The sequence below is a fragment of the Rhizobium acidisoli genome, assembly GCF_002531755.2.
GTDB lineage: Bacteria > Pseudomonadota > Alphaproteobacteria > Rhizobiales > Rhizobiaceae > Rhizobium > Rhizobium acidisoli.
The window spans coordinates 3,082,183-3,098,145 of the sequence record NZ_CP034998.1; the positions used below are offsets into that span (position 1 = coordinate 3,082,183).

Genomic DNA, 15,963 nt, shown 5'->3' on the forward strand with positions numbered 1-15,963 from the left:
TTGTCACGCCATGTAACTTGCATCGTCGTGATGCCTGGCCAGGATCCTGTAAAGCTCTTTCAAACTTTCCGCGCTCGGCCGTTCGGTGCCGTCTCCGCCCGCCAGGCGCCAGAGACGCTCGACATTGAGGTCCTGCGTGACCTGGGCAAGATCATCGCTCAGAGAGCGAAGGGCGACCGCCGATCGACGCAACCGCAAGGATGTTCTGATCAACGCTGCAAACAGGATGACAATGACGCCGACGACGCCGAAGACAAGGGCTGCGAACTGCCGGCCGTCGAGAAGGAATAGATCGTTTCGGACGGTCGCCATAAAAAAAGCGGCATTTTGAAATGCCATATGAAAACAGCTCATCAGATAGCTAAATCAATATTCCATCGCGAGCGCCCTCCAGAACGGTTTATATCTTGGAGCAAGCTGGAAAGTCTAGCAGATACCGACAATATCCCCTAGTTCGACAGTATATTTGAGGTTGCATTACTCTACTGAATTGAAACACAGACCCCGCGATGGATCGTTGCCGGCGAGCTCGGCCCGTTAAATTCCGCCGCGGACATGAAAAAAGCCAACAGTGAGAGATAGAATGAATAGAAGACGTTTCCTCGCCTCGATTCCGCTTGCTCTGTTGTATGCCAGTGCGGGCGACGTCCTCGCACAGGTGGCTCCGGCGAGAGGGTTGCGCGCCGTTGCCGACAGCAAGGCGTTCCGATTCGGATCGGCAATCGACCTGCAGAACATCAACGACCCAATCGCTTCCGGGATCTACACCGACAACGTCAATTCGATAACGCCGCGAAACGAGCTGAAATGGAATGCGACAGAAAAGAGACCGGGTGTATTCAGCTTCAAGAGTGCTGACCTTATGGTTGCATTCGCACGCAAAAACAACATGAGGGTTTATGGCCATACTTTGATCTGGTATCGCGTCCCGGAGTGGGTGTCGGAGATCACCGACGCCAAGACGATTCAGGCGACGATGAACCGTCATATAAAACAGGTTGTCACTCGCTATAAGAACTCGATCGACGCTTGGGATGTGGTGAACGAGCCGTTGGAATATGATGCGCCGGATCTGCGGGATTGTGTTTTCCGACGCCTCCTTGGCGACGACTATATCCGTATGAGCTTCGACATGGCACATCAGGCCAATCCCGGTGCGACGCTGGTGCTCAACGAAACGCATCTGGAGAAAAAATCCGACGTGTTCGAACAGAAGCGCGCCCGCATACTGAAAATCGTCGAGGACCTCGTCGCCCGGAAAACGCCCATCGGCGCGGTCGGGCTACAGGCGCATTTCCGGCCCGGCCTCGACCGAATCGATCCTGAAGGAATGGGGCGCTTCTGTGCGGCGCTGAAGGACATGGGGGTCGGCGTTTTCATCACCGAACTCGATGCATCCTGCCACTTCCTCAACCGCGACAAAGGCTTCACGCCGGCGTCATACGGCGATATTTTCAGTGACGTGATCACCGTGGCGGCCGAGCGTGGCGACTTGAAAGGCGTGACGGTATGGGGCATGTCGGAAAAATACGCCGAGCCCGACGAGAAGGCGGCCGGTCCCGACGCGGCTTGCACGAAACGCGTTAATCTTTACGACGAAAACAACACGCCGAGAAGTGCGGTTGATGGCATCCGACGGGCAATAGAGGCGATGTGATGCGTAAGAAAACAACGGAGACGTCGACAGATTCATGAGAAAAGCCGTTATTTACGTGGAAAAATTTCTGCCTGCCAGCCAGGCATTTGTTCTCAATCAGGCGGTGGCATTTCGTTCCTTCGAAGCTGAAATTCTTGCCGGTTCGCGAATTTCTTCCGCCCATACCAAAAAATCCACGGTTCCGGTTCATGACATCCGTCGGTCTCCAGTTGCGCGGGCCGGTGAACTGCTTCTGAAAATCCCCCAGATCGGCCTTCCCTTTCTCTTTCCCGCGATCGGCAATGCCGATGTTATCCACGCCCATTTCGGCAAGAACGGTTATGTCATCGGGCCCCTGGCGCGCGCCGCCGGCAAGCCGCTGGTCACGACATTCCACGGCTTCGACGCCACCTATGGCGGCGATCCAAAGAAGCCGGGCGGCTTCAACCAGGTGCGCTTTTTCGCCAAGGGACGCCGGGAGATGGCCGGCTGGAACAGCTGGAATATCGCCGTTTCCGATTTCATCCGCGACCGGCTGCTGGCGCTCGGCTTTCGCGCCGATCGGGTCTTTCGCCACCATATCGGCATCGATCTCGACCTCTTCAAAATGGAACCGCGTCCGCGAAAAAAAGGACTGGTGGTTTCCATTGCCCGTTTCGTCGACTATAAGGGCCACCGCTTCATGATCGACGCGCTGTCGCGCGTGGCGGCGACCGGCACCCCGGTCGAATTCGTCATGGTGGGTCAGGGACCGCTGAAAGAGGAAATCGAGGCGCTGGCGCGTCGTTCCTTGCCAAGCGTCACGATCCATGAAAATCTGTCGCAGACTGAGATAAGGGATCTGCTCGCCAGTGCGGAGCTTTATCTTCATGGCAGCGTGACCCTCGACAATGGTCACGCCGAAGCGTTCGGCCTCGCCAATCTAGAGGCGGAAGCCGTCGGAACTCCGGTCGTCGCATTTCGCTCGGGAGGCGTGGGCGAAGCGATCGAAGAGGGGAAAACTGGTTATCTCGTGGAGGAGCGGGATGTCGCAGGAATGGCCGAAGCCGTCGGAAGGCTGCTCAACGACCAGTCCCTGTGGACAGCCTTCAGCGCGCGGGCACCGCTTCTGGTGGCCGAGCGCTTCGACTTACGTCGTCAGACGGGGATGCTCGAGGACTATTACAGTTCCGTGCTAGACGAATTTTCCAGCCGGGGTCGGACTTGATGGTGCAGACAGGAAAGAAGCCGAAGTGGGGACTGAACGTATTTCGGCCGCTGCGGAACAGCATAGTGACGGCCAAGTGGCTCTATTATACGAAATTCTGGGGTATGGACATCGATCCGACGGCGAGCTTTTCCCTAAGCGTCCGGTTCGACAAGACCAATCCGAAGGGCCTTCATATCGGTGCGGAAACCTATGTCGCCTTTGAGGCGGCGATCCTGACCCATGACCTCACGCGCGGGCTCTACCTTCACACGCGAATCGGCAAACGCTGCTTCATCGGCGCCCGCAGCATCATTCTGCCCGGCGTCGAGATCGGCGACGAATGTGTCATCGGCTCCGGCTCGGTGGTGACCAGAAGCGTGCCGCCGCGCTCGCTCGTGGCGGGCAATCCGGCAAAGATCATCCGCAGCGACATCAAGATCATTTCGCGTTACGGACGCATGGCACGCGAAGACGAAGCGGTCTCGCAGATCGTCACGCACTTGCCGACTGGAGAAGCACGATGAAGATGTTTGCCTATCGCGGGAAACACGAGAATTTTGGCGACGAGCTCAACCATTGGCTCTGGGAGCGGCTGCTGCCCGACTTCTTCGATGATGACGAAGGTCAGCTCTTTCTCGGCATCGGTTCGATCCTTTACGACAATTTCGAGCCGAACATGCAGAAGATCGTCTTCGGCTCAGGTTATGGCGGTTATACCAATCCGCCGAAAGTCGACGGCAACTGGACCTTCTATTTCGTGCGTGGAAAGAAGACCGCCGAAATCCTCGGCATCGATCCGAGCTACGCCATCGGCGATTCGGGCATCCTGACGCGCAGCTGCTGGGATGCAAAAAGCATCGAGAAGCGCTACCCGGTCTCCTTCATGCCGCACTACGAAAGCGCCATGTACGGCAGCTGGGACAAGGTCTGCGATCTCGCGGGCATTCACTATATCGATCCGCGCTGGTCGGTGGAAAAGGTTCTGACCGAAATCAGCGCATCACATAAGGTGGTGTCAGAAGCGATGCATGGCTGCATCATATCAGATGCGTTGCGCGTTCCGTGGCGAGCGATCCGCCCGATCGCGCCGGGGAACAGAGCCAAATGGTATGACTGGGCAAGTGCGCTCGATCTGGAGATCGATTTCGACCCGATCGGCCCGTCGAACCTCGTCGAGGTCGGAGCATCGCTGGTGCGGAAAAATACCACCCTGTTGAAGAACATAACGTTCCGTCACCGCCGCATCCGGCAGCTGACCGGAAATTACGTCTTCGGTTCGACAGTCAAGACGTTGCAGCGGGTGGCGGAGAAGCCGGGCCAGCTCAGCACCGATGAGTCGATCGTCAGAGCGCATGAGAGAATGCTGGTCGAGCTGAACCGGCTGAAGCAAGATTTTTCCAAGAAAACGGCAAGCGCCCTTTAAGATCGCAACCGGTTTCGTGACGAGGCAATAAGGCATGATGCTTTTCGACTCCCTCAATGACCTCTGCGCCCGCAAGGGCGAGACGCACCTCAAATGGTCGATATGCTCGACCTCGGGAGCCGTTCGCCCATGAGCAGTGTGACCGACCGACTGATCCAAGGCAGCATGTGGCTGAGCCTGTCCCGCGCCATCGTCAACGGGCTTTCGGCACTCAGCACCTTTGTCCTCGCCTGGTATCTCGTACCGGCGGATTTTGGTCTCGTCGCCATTGCAACGACGATCCAGGTCATCTTGAGTTCGGTCACCGAGCTTTCGCTCAATCAGGCGCTCATCCGCCACGAGTCTCCGAGCGAAACGCACTTCAGCGCGGTTTGGACATTGAGCGTGACGAGAAGCGCCATATTGGCGCTGCTGTTTGCCGCCGCGTCCTATCCGATCGCCGAGTTTTACAATGAACCTCGTTTGACGAGCGTGATGCTTGCTCTGAGTTTCAGCCTGCTCCTGAGCGGTCTCGCCAATCCGCGCCGCGTCATGCTCCAGCGCGATCTGATCTTCTGGCAGGAATTCGTCCTGAACGTCTCGCAAAAGCTCGTCGGCTTCATCGTGACGGTGGCAATTGCTGCGATCTACCAGAGCTATTGGGCGCTTGTGATCGGCACGCTTGCCTATCAGGTGACCAATATCATCGTCTCCTACACCGTCCTGCCATTCTGGCCGCGCATCACCTTCCGCCATGCCCGGGAACTGTTTTCCTTCTCGGTGTGGCTGACGGCCGGACAGATCGTCAATACGCTGAACTGGCGGATCGAGTATCTGCTGATCGGCAAGATGCTCGGCGCCACGCAGCTTGGTCATTATACCGTCGGCAACACGCTTTCGACGCTGCCGACGCGCGAGGCGACGGCGCCGTTGAACCAGACGATTTATCCGGGCTTTTCCAAGGTCCGCAACGATCCGGTCCGGCTTATCGCAGCCTATCAGCGCGCGCAGGCGCTGCTGGCTGCGGTGGCGCTTCCGGCAGGTATCGGCATGGCTGTTGTGGCCGATCCGATGATGCGGCTGGCCTTGGGAGAAAAGTGGGCTCCCGCCATCTTCATCGTCCAGGCACTCGCATCGGTCTTCGCCCTGCAGACGCTCGGTTCGCTCGTCCAGCCGCTCGGCATGGCGAAGGGCCATACCAAGATGCTGTTCATCCGCGACACGCAGATGCTGGTGGTTCGCATTCCCATCATCATCGCCGGCCTGATGATGGCCGGGCTTCCGGGCGTCGTTTATGCGCGTGTGTTCACGGGTCTGATTTCGACCGTGGTCAACATGCTTCTCGTCAAGCGGCTGATCAATCTGCCGTTCTTCCAGCAGCTCGCGGCGAATTTCCGCGCCCTTGCGAGCGTCGCCCTGATGGCCGCCGGCGTCTGGGGATTGTCGCATATCCTGAACACCCCCACCGACAAGCCGGCGCTGGCCCTGCACCTTGCCATCCTCGTCGTCACCGGCGGTATTCTCTATATCGGTTCCAGCTTTGTCCTTTGGCTCGCCATGAAGAAGCCGAATGGACCGGAAACAGAAGTTCAGCGTATCGTCGTCAAGTTCCTGTCAAAAGCCAAGCGTATTGCCGTTCCCAAGTCGGCTTAAAGCTAAAACGAACATTAACAAGTGAGGCAGAATGACCAGCCTATCCAGATCTGAGCTGATCGCAAAACTCAATGGCATGATCCATGATTGCCTGAAGGACTATGTCTCGCGCGACGAGCCGCTCGCGATCCTAGACTTCCCCGACATCCGCAATTGCGGCGACTCGGCGATCTGGCTGGGTGAGATGGCCTATCTCAACGATCGTTTCGGCAAGCGCCCGGACTATGTTTCCAGACTATACGACTTCTCCGCGGAAGAATTGAAACGGCGCGTTCCCACAGGCCCGATCTTCATTCACGGTGGCGGCAACTTCGGCGACATCTGGGTTGCCCATCAGGATTTCCGTGAAGCGATCATGGAACGTTTCCCCGATCGGCAGATCATCCAGTTCCCGCAATCGATCCACTACAGTTCGGCTGAGCGCATCGAGCAGTCCAAACGGGCAATCGGGCGCCACAAGAATTTCGTGCTGCTCGTGCGCGACGAGGAATCGAAGGAATTTTCCGAGAAACATTTCGACTGCACGGTGCGCCTGTGCCCCGATATGGCTTTCGCCATCGGTGCGCTTCCGGAACGGGCAACGCAAATTCCCGTTCTCGCCATGCTGCGGGAGGATGCGGAACGGGTTGGCGGCACCGATCGCAATATCCCTTCCGACATTCCTGTGGAAGACTGGATCACGGAGTCAAAGCGGAAGGTGAATATCGCCAAGAAGCTTGGAGTAGCTTCGGCCTATCTCGCATTGAAGCCAAGCGAAGTCGCCTTGCGCAGGCTGGACGCGGCTGCGCACAACCGCTTCGAACGCGGCATCAGCCAGATCTCGCGTGCCCGCGCAATCGTCACCGACCGCCTGCACGTCCATATCTGCTCGGTGCTGCTCGGCCGTCCGCATGCCGTGCTAGACAACAGCTACGGAAAGATCCGCCGTTTCATGAATGCATTCTCCGGCGGAACGGATCTTTCCTACAAGGCAACCTCGCTCGAAGACGGGATCGAGTGGGCGCGTCACCAGGCAGCCAATCGGCGTATCGATAACAAAGAAGCCGTGAGCTTGCGGGCTTAAGGGGGTTATTCGATGCCACTTGTCACCTTCATTATCCCGGTCCGACATCAGGACAATGCCCGCGACTGGAGCAAGCTGAAGGCAAACCTCAGCCAGACCGTCGCCTCCATTTCCAACCAGACCAATGGAGACTGGCGCGGGATCATCGTGGCCAACGAAGGCGCCGACCTGCCTGATCTGCCGGAGAAGTTTTCCGCCGTGCGCGTGACTTTTCCGCCGAACGACCTGCATGAACTCGGAAAGGGCAGCAAGGAAGACTTCCTTGACGCCTTCCGCGCTGACAAGGGCCGGCGTGTCCTGAGCGGCATGTTGACTGCCGCCGATAGCCGCTTTTTCATGATCGTCGACGACGATGATTTCGTCAGCTCCCGGATCGTGCAGCACGCATCCGAAAATCGGGATGCCAACGGCTGGACGATCGACCATGGTTATATCTGGGACGACGGCGGCAATTTCCTGTTCGGCCATGATGATTTCAGCCATCTCTGCGGCACGTCGCTGATCATTCGTGCCGATCTCTACGAACTCCCCGGCCGCTTCGAGGATGCTTCGCTCGACTGGATCAAGTCGATGCTGGGCAGCCATGTCCGCATTGCGAACATCCTGTCCCAACGTGGAGCGCCGCTGACGAAACTTCCCTTTCGCGGGGCGGTCTATCGGGTTGCCCACGGCGGATCGCACAGCCAGGCGCCGAGCCTGCTGCGGCAGTATTTCCTGAACCGCGGCGTGCTCACCAAACCGCGGCGCTGGTTGCGCAATCTTCGCAAGCTGAGGGTACTCGGTGAAAGTCACAGGCGCGAGTTTTTCGGCAAAATACGGTCGAACCCCGCGTAAGGCGCCGATCCCGTTCAAACATGGCACAGGCAGTCAAAATATGAGACTTTTCGCTTTCGACTTCACCAAGAGGGTTGGTCACTGATGTCGGATCTATTCGTCAGCGTGCTCTTTGCATCTTATAATGGCGCCAGCCGACGGGTGCGCCATATGTTGGATTCCTTGGTGCGCCAGGAACTTCCCCATGATCGATGGGAACTGATTGCTGTCGACAACAACAGCAATGACGACACGTTCGATCTTTTGAAGTCCTACAGCGACAAGCTTCCGATCACCATCCTGCAGCAGCGCACGCCGGGAAAGTCCGGTGCGTTGAACATGGGCTTGGATCGGGTAAAGGGAGATGTCGTTGTCCTGACCGACGACGACATTCGCGCTGAACCGAATTGGCTGACGGCAATCGTCGACTGCGCCGCTGCCCATCCCAGCTATGGCGTCTTCGGCGGCAGAATCGTCCCCGATTGGGAAAAGGAGCCGAAGGATCGCTTTATCGACTGGATTCCTATGGGATCGACATTTGCGATCGTTGACGAGACACAAAGCGGACCATGCGACCCGACAAAGGTTTGGGGCCCGAACACGATTGTTCGGCGTGAGTTGCTGGGGGCGAGCGTCCGCTATCGGGAAGACATCGGTCCTCTTCCGGGACCGATGTTCGCAATGGGCGAGGATGCTGAAATCATCATCCGCCTCGCAGCCAGCGGCGCCAAATCCTATCGATGCGCCGAAGCCGTGGTTCATCACTGGATTCCTGCATCGAGCGTCACCGAGGATTGGGTGCAGAAACGCGGCGAGCGTCTTGGCTACGGCATGCCGGCGCTGTTTCCCGACGAGGTGCCTGGAGGAGTGAGGTTAAGCGGCGTGCCGCTTCCGACCTGGATCGAAAGCGCACAATGGGCATTCCGGGCAGGCACGCTTTATCTCCTGCCGCAATCCAAGAAGCGTTTCTGGGCTATCTGGAAATATTACTACATGCGAGGGTATCGTGCGGGAATTCGCCGATATGCGCCTCAGACGCTGGCGCGGTGATCGATTGGCCTTAGCAATTCGAAATATTACAGCGTCCTTTGCGCGTCTGAAAAGACGCGCGGCGCTGTAGGAGGCGGTAATTTGAAGCTCTCGGTGCTCATCAATAATTACAATTATGGTCGCTTTCTCGGCCCATGCATCGATAGCGTGCTGTCGCAGACCTACCCTGACTTCGAAGTGGTGGTGGTCGACGACGGATCGACGGATGATTCCCGCGAGATTCTTGCCTCCTACGGGGATCGGATTCTAGCTGTATTGAAGGAAAACGGCGGTCAGGCCTCGAGCTTCAATGCAGGTTTTGCGGCCGCAAGCGGCGATATCCTCTTTCTCCTCGACGCCGACGATACGTTTTTGCCCGGCAAACTCGCGCGGATCGCCGAGATCTACGAGCGCAACGAGATCGACTGGTGTTTCGACCGCGTGACGACCGAGGAAGGCGACCAGCCTTCTGCAGAACTGCAAGTGACGCTGTTCGACAAGCGGGACACGCTTCGCAAGGGCGGCTTTCCCTCGCTCCCGGTGCCGACATCGGGCCTGAGCTTCCGCCGCAGCCTGCTCGCCCAGATATTGCCGATGACCGTCGCGGCAGACGTCGTCCTCAGCGACAATTATATCAAGTTTGCCGCAGCCTATCTCGGCCGCGGCGCCATCGTCGAAACACCGCTGACCTTCCAGCGCATTCATGCGTCGAACCGCTATACCGGCACAAGCCGGGCAAAGACGCTGCGCCCGCGGATCATGATCGCGACAGGCCTGGAACTGGCCCGCCGATACGATGGGCTGCAGGCGCTCGGCAAGAGCCTGGTGGCCGGCGGCATTGCCGAGACGACATCGCTGCTGAAGCTTAGGAGCGAAGCGCGCAACACGGTGACCGGCGGTCCGTTCGGCGATACCGCCGCAACCGAGGTTGCCCTGATGGCGGCGCGCAAGCGTTTGGCAAATATGCTGCGGAAAGGACAGGCATGAACCAGCAGGAAACCTTCCCGCACTCATCCGTCGGCACCGATCAGGCAGGTGCCGCGCCGTTGAATATCGCCGTCGGGGTGCTGACCTATCGGCGTCTGGACGGGATCGCCAAGCTGCTTGACGTCATGACGCGCCAGATCACGCACCCGGCCCGCCCCTATCATCTCACCATGGTGATCGTCGACAATGATGCGGCCGGCAGCGCCAAGGCAACGGTGGAGGGCTTTGGCCAGACAGGCGCCTACGACCTGATCTACGTGGTCGAGCAAAACCAGGGCATCCCTTTTGCGCGCAACCGCGCGCTGGATTCGGCACCGCCCGGCACCGACCTCTTCTGCTTTCTCGACGATGACGAATGGCCGGTCGACGGCTGGCTGGACGCCATGCTGGAGACCCGCGAGAAAAACCGCGCCGATTGCGTCTACGGCCCCGTCCAGCCGGTCTATCCAGAAAACCCGCCGGAATATTTCATCAAGGCCAGAGTATTCGAGCGCAAGAAGAACATCGACGGCCAGCGCATCGGTTATGCGGCCTCGAACAACGTCATGTTCGACTATCCGCTGATCCGCTCATGGAATCTTCGTTTTGAAGAAAAGATGCGGTTCACCGGCGGCACGGACTATCTTTTCTTCAATCAGGCCATCCGCCGCGGCATGCAGATTTTCTGGGCTGACAAGGCTCTGGTCTATGACATCGTTCCCGCCAACCGGATGACCTGGAAATGGGTGTTGCAAAGACAGTACCGGCTGGGCAATACCTTTGCCGTCAGCGAGGTTCTGCATGGCAACCTCAAGCGCAAGATCTATCGCGCCGCCTATGGCGCCACGAGGGTCGTGCTCGGACTGGTCATGCTGCCGGCGATCTTGATTTCACCCTACTGGGGCATGCGCGCGCTCACCCATGTTCTGCGCGGCGCCGGCATGGTTAACGGGATCCTCGGACATGCCTATCAGGAATACAAGCCCAATGCCGCCCACTGATATTATTTGCGGAAGCGCTCTTGGAGACGTTCTGGCCCTTACTATGTTTCAGCCAAAAGCATCATGTCTAATAACATCGATGAACTTGATGGCTTCAACCAACCGGGCGAAGAATGGTACACTTCTGCTGAACCATCGTGACACAACCCCTGTTCGAACAGAACGGTTTTTCGCTCTTACCGTCGGTCAAACATAGGAGATGCCTGTCTATGACTGAGAAAAAATTGAAGGTCCTCGCTGCCTCGTCAGGCGGCGGTCATTGGGAACAGCTGATGGCCATGCGCGGCGCGTTCGAGGGCTGCGATATCGTCTTTGCAACGACCATTCCCGGGTTGCTTGCCAAATATGATATTCGCGACGGGCTGGTCCTTCCCGATTGCAGCCGTGACTCGATTACCATGTCGATCCGGTGCTTTTTCAGCGCCTTCGCCATCGTTATCAAGCAGAGGCCCGATGTCGTCATTTCCACAGGTGCCGCGCCCGGGCTTTTTTGCCTGCTTGCCGGCAAATTGACGGGCAAGCGGACGATCTGGATCGACAGCGTCGCCAATGTCGAGAAGCTGTCGCTGTCGGGGAAATTGGCTGGCCGTATCGCGACGCTGTGGCTGACGCAATGGCAACATTTGTCGCGGCCTGATGGCCCCCACTACGCAGGAGCTGTGCTTTGATCCTTGTCACCGTCGGAACGCAGCTGCCGTTCGATCGCCTCGTCAAGGCTGTCGACACTTTCGCAAAGGACCTGTCCAGGCCGGTTCTGGCGCAGATCGGCAAGGGCACCTACACGCCGCAAAATATGAAATGGATCAAGAATATCGAGCCGGCGGACTTCGACCGGGTCTTCTTCGATGCAAGCGTCATCGTCTCTCATGCGGGAATCGGCACCGTGCTGACCGCGAAGCGTTTTGGAAAACCGATCATTCTCGTGCCCCGGCAGGCATCCCTCGGTGAGCACCGCAACGATCACCAGCTTGCCACGGTAGGCCAGCTCGCGGGCCGGCCAGGCATCTATGTCGCGCATAGCGACGAAGATCTGAAGAACTATCTTCTCGACGATCTGGACAGCCCCTCCCACGAGGATCCGTCCGAGCTTGGACGGGCTTCGCTGGTCAGCTACCTTAAAGGCTATCTCGCGACAGTCTGAACCGGTAACGCGCGAAAGTGCGTCGCATCAAATTTGATTCATGCAACGCGCTTCGCCGCCTTGCGGGCGGCGCTATCGGCAAGCAGAGATCTTTCATTCCCTGCAATTGCCGCCGGCAATATGTTTGACGAGTTCCGGCACGATGATTTCGGATGCAATGTCAGGCAGGGGATGGGCGCCATCAGGAATTGCCGCCGCCAGGTCCCCCGGCGTCAGACGCCGCCAGTTCGGCCGGTGGTCGACAAACTCGAGACCGCGTTTCTCTGCCTCCGCCCGATGGGCCGAGATGTAGCTGCCGACAAAGGGGCGGATCAGTCCACGCAGTCCCGAAAACGGATTCATCGCCATGACGATGATCCGCGCTTGCGGCAGGCGCTGCCGAAGCTGGTCGAGGATGTCGCCGATATCCTTTCGGCTTTGCGCAAGCGACACGAACCGCTGCAATGCTGCGTCGTTAGCGTAGAATTCGATCAGAACGATATCCGGCTGCTCGGCAACGACGCGGTCAATCTGGGTCAGAGCCCAGAGCGACGTCTCCCCGCTCTTTGCAACGCTCTCGATTTTCACCGGCCTCTGCAGGCAGGCTGCAAGCCTTGTCTCGAGAGCGGGCTGCCATCCTCCTCGGGCTGTCAACGATGTTCCGAAAGCTACTATTTTCAACGGTGGGGAATTTTCGGCATAACCGCTTTTCGGGGCCGAGAGCATCACCAGACACGCCAAAAGCAGAAGCCATCCATAGGTCGGTCGTCTCTCGATTGGCAGCGTCCGCCAAAGCCGCAAACTTATCATGGAGGAATCATATCTCAGCGGAACCGGTAGGTCACGCGTCAGAAATCCGGCTGGAAGGGCAGCCATGCCCTTCTTCAACCAAGCTGCAGCAGGCTTGAGACAATGTCATGACGATGACCGCTCACGCCGCTTGTGACGCGGCACAGCCGCGCCATCACTCCTCACGAAATACGTGCTGCATCTGATCGGTCAGCGGCTTCGTCAGATAGGAGATAACGTTTCTGTCGGCGATCTTGATGAAGACTTCGGCCGGCATGCCGGGATAGAGCTTTATCGACTTCAGCTTGGCGATGCTTTCAGCCTCCGGCTTGACGCGAAGGGGATAATAGCTGATGCCCGTCCGCTCATCCTTGACGACATCGGGTGCAATCGAAGTGATCTCACCGCGCACGTCAGGCGTTGTGCGCTGATCAAAGGCGCTGAACCGAACATCGACGGACTGGCCGACGTGAAGCTGATCGATATCGCGCGTGGCGACTCTCGCCTGAACCGTGAGATCTTCATTTTCGGGAACGACGAGCATCAGGGTCTCACCCGGGTTGACGACGCCATTGACCGTGTGAATGGAAAGCTCGTGAATGCGCCCGCTGAGCGGCGCGACAATGTCGAGACGGCGGAGTTGATCGAGCGCGGTTCCGCGGCGCTCTTCATTTTCGGCGATCTTCGCCTCGACGTCGGTCAGTTCCTTGGCGATCTCCGAACGGCGATCCTCGTCCAGCTGGAGCGACTGGCGATCGATCTCGATTGCCTTGCCTTCGGCCTCAGCCTTTGCAGCGATTTCCTGGCCGCTATTGCCTTGAAGGTCGGCGCGGGCGCGTTTGAGTGCATTCAAACGCTGCAGCGTGACCAGCCCCTTCTTGTAGAGCGTATCGACGCCTTCGAGCTCTTGTTCGATCAGGCTGAGGGAATCATTGGTAGCGTTGATCTGAACGACCAACCCCTTGATCTGCTCGGCCAGCTGATCCTTGCGCGACGCCAACTGGCTCTTCATTCCCACGAGCGCCGACCTGCGGCTGTCGAACAATTTCGTCTCGCCGTCGAGCAGATCCCGCGCCGCCGTGCTGGATGTCAGATCGCTGATGTTTTCCTCGACATCGAATGACTCGGCGTCGATCCGTTCGGCCTTCAGACGGGCACGACGCGCATAAAGCTGAGCGAGTGTGCTCTCGACGATCGAAAGCTGTGCTTTTGTCGTCGTGCCATCGAGCTGTATCAGGATCTGTCCGGCCGTCACATGGTCATTTTCGGAGACCAGCAGTTTCGATACGATACCGCCTGTCAGGTGCTGGACCTTCTTCACATCGCCGTTGACGACGACAACGCCTTCGCCGATGACGGCGCTCGACAGCTCAGTCGTTGTTGCCCAACCACCGATGCCGCAAACGAGAGCTATCGACAACACGCCAACAAGGGCGACATGGCGATTGAGGGAGCGTTTCGATTCACTGATGACTTTTCTCACAATCTTCCTTCCGGCCTATTCAGCCGCATTCATGCCGTCGACCACGACTTTGAGCTGAGCCACGCGATCGGCAATCGGCGTGCGCGCCGCCGGTTCCGGCCGGCTGACCCGTGCCAGAACTTCTTCCTTCGGGCCGAATGCGATCATCCGGCCGTCCTGCATCATCAGCACGAAGTCGCAGACCGCCAGAACCCCGGACCGATGCGCGATGACGACGACGATGCCGCCGCGTGCGCGCACGCTCATGATCGCGGCGCTCAGCGCCCGCTCGCCTTCCTCATCGAGGTTGGAGTTCGGTTCGTCGAGCACGACGAGGAAGGGCTCACCGTAAAGCGCTCTTGCAAGCGCGATACGCTGTCTCTGGCCGGCCGAAAGTGCCGCACCCCCGTCACCGATTTCGGTTTCGTAACCGTTCGGCAGACGAAGAATGAGATCGTGAACACGTGCCGCCCGCGCCGCGGCGACCACCGCCTCCGGCGACATCTCCTTGGCGAAACGGCAGATATTCTGCGCGACGGTTCCTGAGAACAGTTCCACGTCCTGCGGGAGATAACCGATATGCCGGCCAAGGGCGTCGCCATCCCACTGGTCGAGCGCTGCGCCATCGAGGCGAATGGATCCCCTGACGGTCGGCCAGATGCCCATCATCGCCCGCGCCAGCGACGACTTGCCCGAAGCGCTGTAACCGATGACCCCGAGGGCGCTTCCTGCTCTCAGCCCGAAGCTGACATCGGAAATAACCAGGCGCTGGCCTGCCGGCGGCCCGCTTGCCAGACCCTCGACCGTAACCTGCTTGGAAGGCGCTGCGAGCGCGAGCGGTGCCGGGATTTCCGGAATGGTTTTCAGCAGGTTCGCAAGCCGCGCCCAGCTTTGCTGGGCGGAGACGAAACCGCGCCAATTCCCGATCGCCGCTTCCACAGGCGCCAGAGCGCGAGACGTCAGAATAGAGCCCGCGATGATAATGCCTGAAGAGGCCTGCCCTTGAATGACCAGGATCGCGCCGGTCGCAAGCGTTCCCGATTGCAGGGCAATACGGAAAATCTTCGACAGGGTCGCATATCCGTTGCCGACATCCGACGCCTGCCGGGTGATGAGCCGGTATTCCTCGTTCTTGCGGTCCCAGATCTCGGCCATGGTGCCCGCCATGCCCATGGCGTGAATGACTTCGGAGTTGCGGATCGAGGTCTGCGCAAAGGCATTGCGCATATTGGCGGCGTCGGATTGCTGTTTTGACAGCGTCCGCGTTCCCTGGTTGGTCAAGAACGTCAGGATGGCGAGAACCAGCGATCCACCGATCGCGATATATCCGATCGCCGGATGAAACAGGAAGCAGATCACGATGTAGAAGGGAAGCCACGGCAGATCGAACATCGCCGTCGGGCCCATGCCGGACAGGAAGGTTCTTATCTGGTCGAAGTCGCGCAACGGCTGAAGCCCGTCCCCGCCGATTTTGACTTTCAGCGGCGCCTTGATGAGCGCCCGGAACACGCGTCCGTTCACCATCTCGTCAAGCGCACCGGCAACGCGCACGAGCATCCTGCTCCGGAGAACCTCGAACGCGCCCTGGAACGCGTAAAGAGCCAATGCAAGTATCGCCAAGGCAGCCAGCGTCGGTATGCTTTTGCTCGGAATGACGCGGTCATATACCTCAAGCATGAAGAATGAGCTGGTAAGATAGAGAATATTGATAAGCGCGCTTGCTATGCCGATGAAGACAAGTCCCCCCTTGCACTTCCGCAAGGCTTTGGACGGCTCACTGGCATCGGTCGCTGAACTCTGAAACACGAATTAAATCCCTCTCTACCGCATCGCATACAGA

16 protein-coding genes are annotated in these 15,963 nt (G+C 58.5%); 12 read left to right on the forward strand and 4 right to left on the reverse strand.

What is annotated here, in order from left to right; all coding sequences use genetic code 11:
- Positions 1–3 precede the first annotated feature (3 nt).
- Positions 4–312, reverse strand: coding sequence for a hypothetical protein (locus CO657_RS15185; protein WP_245292960.1), 309 nt, complete (start codon positions 310–312; stop codon positions 4–6).
- Between the two features lie 271 nt (positions 313–583).
- On the opposite strand from CO657_RS15185, the gene CO657_RS15190 reads away from it, so the two are divergent.
- The 12 genes from CO657_RS15190 (at position 584) to CO657_RS15245 (ending at position 11,893) form a co-directional block, all read left to right on the forward strand.
- Positions 584–1,657 carry an endo-1,4-beta-xylanase gene (locus CO657_RS15190; protein WP_054182841.1) on the forward strand — a complete coding sequence of 358 codons (1,074 nt, stop codon included), beginning with the start codon at positions 584–586 and terminating at the stop codon, positions 1,655–1,657.
- A gap of 34 nt (positions 1,658–1,691) precedes the next feature.
- Positions 1,692–2,843 carry a glycosyltransferase gene (locus tag CO657_RS15195; RefSeq protein WP_003590733.1) on the forward strand — a complete coding sequence of 384 codons (1,152 nt, stop codon included), beginning with the start codon at positions 1,692–1,694 and terminating at the stop codon, positions 2,841–2,843.
- Entirely contained in the window at positions 2,843–3,349 is a 507-nt protein-coding gene (locus CO657_RS15200; RefSeq protein ID WP_003590730.1) for an acyltransferase, read from the forward strand. Before CO657_RS15195 ends, CO657_RS15200 begins: the two co-directional genes overlap by 1 nt.
- On the forward strand, positions 3,346–4,248 hold the full coding sequence (gene pssM, locus CO657_RS15205; protein WP_054182842.1) for an exopolysaccharide glucosyl ketal-pyruvate-transferase: 903 nt from the start codon (positions 3,346–3,348) through the stop codon (positions 4,246–4,248). Before CO657_RS15200 ends, pssM begins: the two co-directional genes overlap by 4 nt.
- A 129-nt stretch (positions 4,249–4,377) precedes the next feature.
- Positions 4,378–5,880: a lipopolysaccharide biosynthesis protein gene (locus tag CO657_RS15210; protein ID WP_003590726.1), complete on the forward strand. Its 1,503-nt coding sequence runs from the start codon at positions 4,378–4,380 to the stop codon at positions 5,878–5,880.
- A gap of 31 nt (positions 5,881–5,911) precedes the next feature.
- On the forward strand, positions 5,912–6,943 hold the full coding sequence (locus tag CO657_RS15215) for a polysaccharide pyruvyl transferase family protein (protein ID WP_003590725.1): 1,032 nt from the start codon (positions 5,912–5,914) through the stop codon (positions 6,941–6,943).
- A gap of 12 nt (positions 6,944–6,955) precedes the next feature.
- Complete coding sequence (locus tag CO657_RS15220; protein WP_003590723.1) at positions 6,956–7,777, forward strand: hypothetical protein; 822 nt, start codon at positions 6,956–6,958, stop codon at positions 7,775–7,777.
- Between the two features lie 84 nt (positions 7,778–7,861).
- Positions 7,862–8,806, forward strand: a complete 945-nt coding sequence (locus CO657_RS15225; RefSeq protein WP_054182843.1) for a glycosyltransferase family 2 protein — start codon at positions 7,862–7,864, stop codon at positions 8,804–8,806.
- An 81-nt stretch (positions 8,807–8,887) separates the two neighbouring features.
- Entirely contained in the window at positions 8,888–9,772 is an 885-nt protein-coding gene (locus CO657_RS15230; RefSeq protein ID WP_054182844.1) for a glycosyltransferase family 2 protein, read from the forward strand.
- Positions 9,769–10,752 carry a glycosyltransferase family 2 protein gene (locus CO657_RS15235; protein ID WP_054182845.1) on the forward strand — a complete coding sequence of 328 codons (984 nt, stop codon included), beginning with the start codon at positions 9,769–9,771 and terminating at the stop codon, positions 10,750–10,752. The genes CO657_RS15230 and CO657_RS15235 overlap by 4 nt, the downstream gene beginning before the upstream one ends.
- Positions 10,753–10,961: 209 nt before the next feature.
- The gene (locus CO657_RS15240; RefSeq protein ID WP_003565826.1) at positions 10,962–11,420 is read left to right on the forward strand and encodes a glycosyltransferase family protein; all 459 of its coding nucleotides are present in this window, start codon (positions 10,962–10,964) and stop codon (positions 11,418–11,420) included.
- Entirely contained in the window at positions 11,417–11,893 is a 477-nt protein-coding gene (locus CO657_RS15245) for a glycosyltransferase (protein WP_054182846.1), read from the forward strand. Before CO657_RS15240 ends, CO657_RS15245 begins: the two co-directional genes overlap by 4 nt.
- Before the next feature lie 93 nt (positions 11,894–11,986).
- Here CO657_RS15245 and CO657_RS15250 read toward each other — a convergent pair whose 3' ends face one another.
- The 3 genes from CO657_RS15250 to CO657_RS15260 form a co-directional block, all read right to left on the reverse strand.
- A complete protein-coding gene (locus CO657_RS15250) occupies positions 11,987–12,682 on the reverse strand; it encodes an SGNH/GDSL hydrolase family protein (RefSeq protein ID WP_054182963.1) in 696 nt (231 codons plus the stop codon).
- A 154-nt stretch (positions 12,683–12,836) separates the two neighbouring features.
- The gene (locus CO657_RS15255) at positions 12,837–14,144 is read right to left on the reverse strand and encodes an HlyD family type I secretion periplasmic adaptor subunit (protein WP_054182847.1); all 1,308 of its coding nucleotides are present in this window, start codon (positions 14,142–14,144) and stop codon (positions 12,837–12,839) included.
- A 15-nt stretch (positions 14,145–14,159) separates the two neighbouring features.
- The gene (locus tag CO657_RS15260; RefSeq protein WP_054182848.1) at positions 14,160–15,929 is read right to left on the reverse strand and encodes a type I secretion system permease/ATPase; all 1,770 of its coding nucleotides are present in this window, start codon (positions 15,927–15,929) and stop codon (positions 14,160–14,162) included.
- Positions 15,930–15,963: the final 34 nt, after the last annotated feature.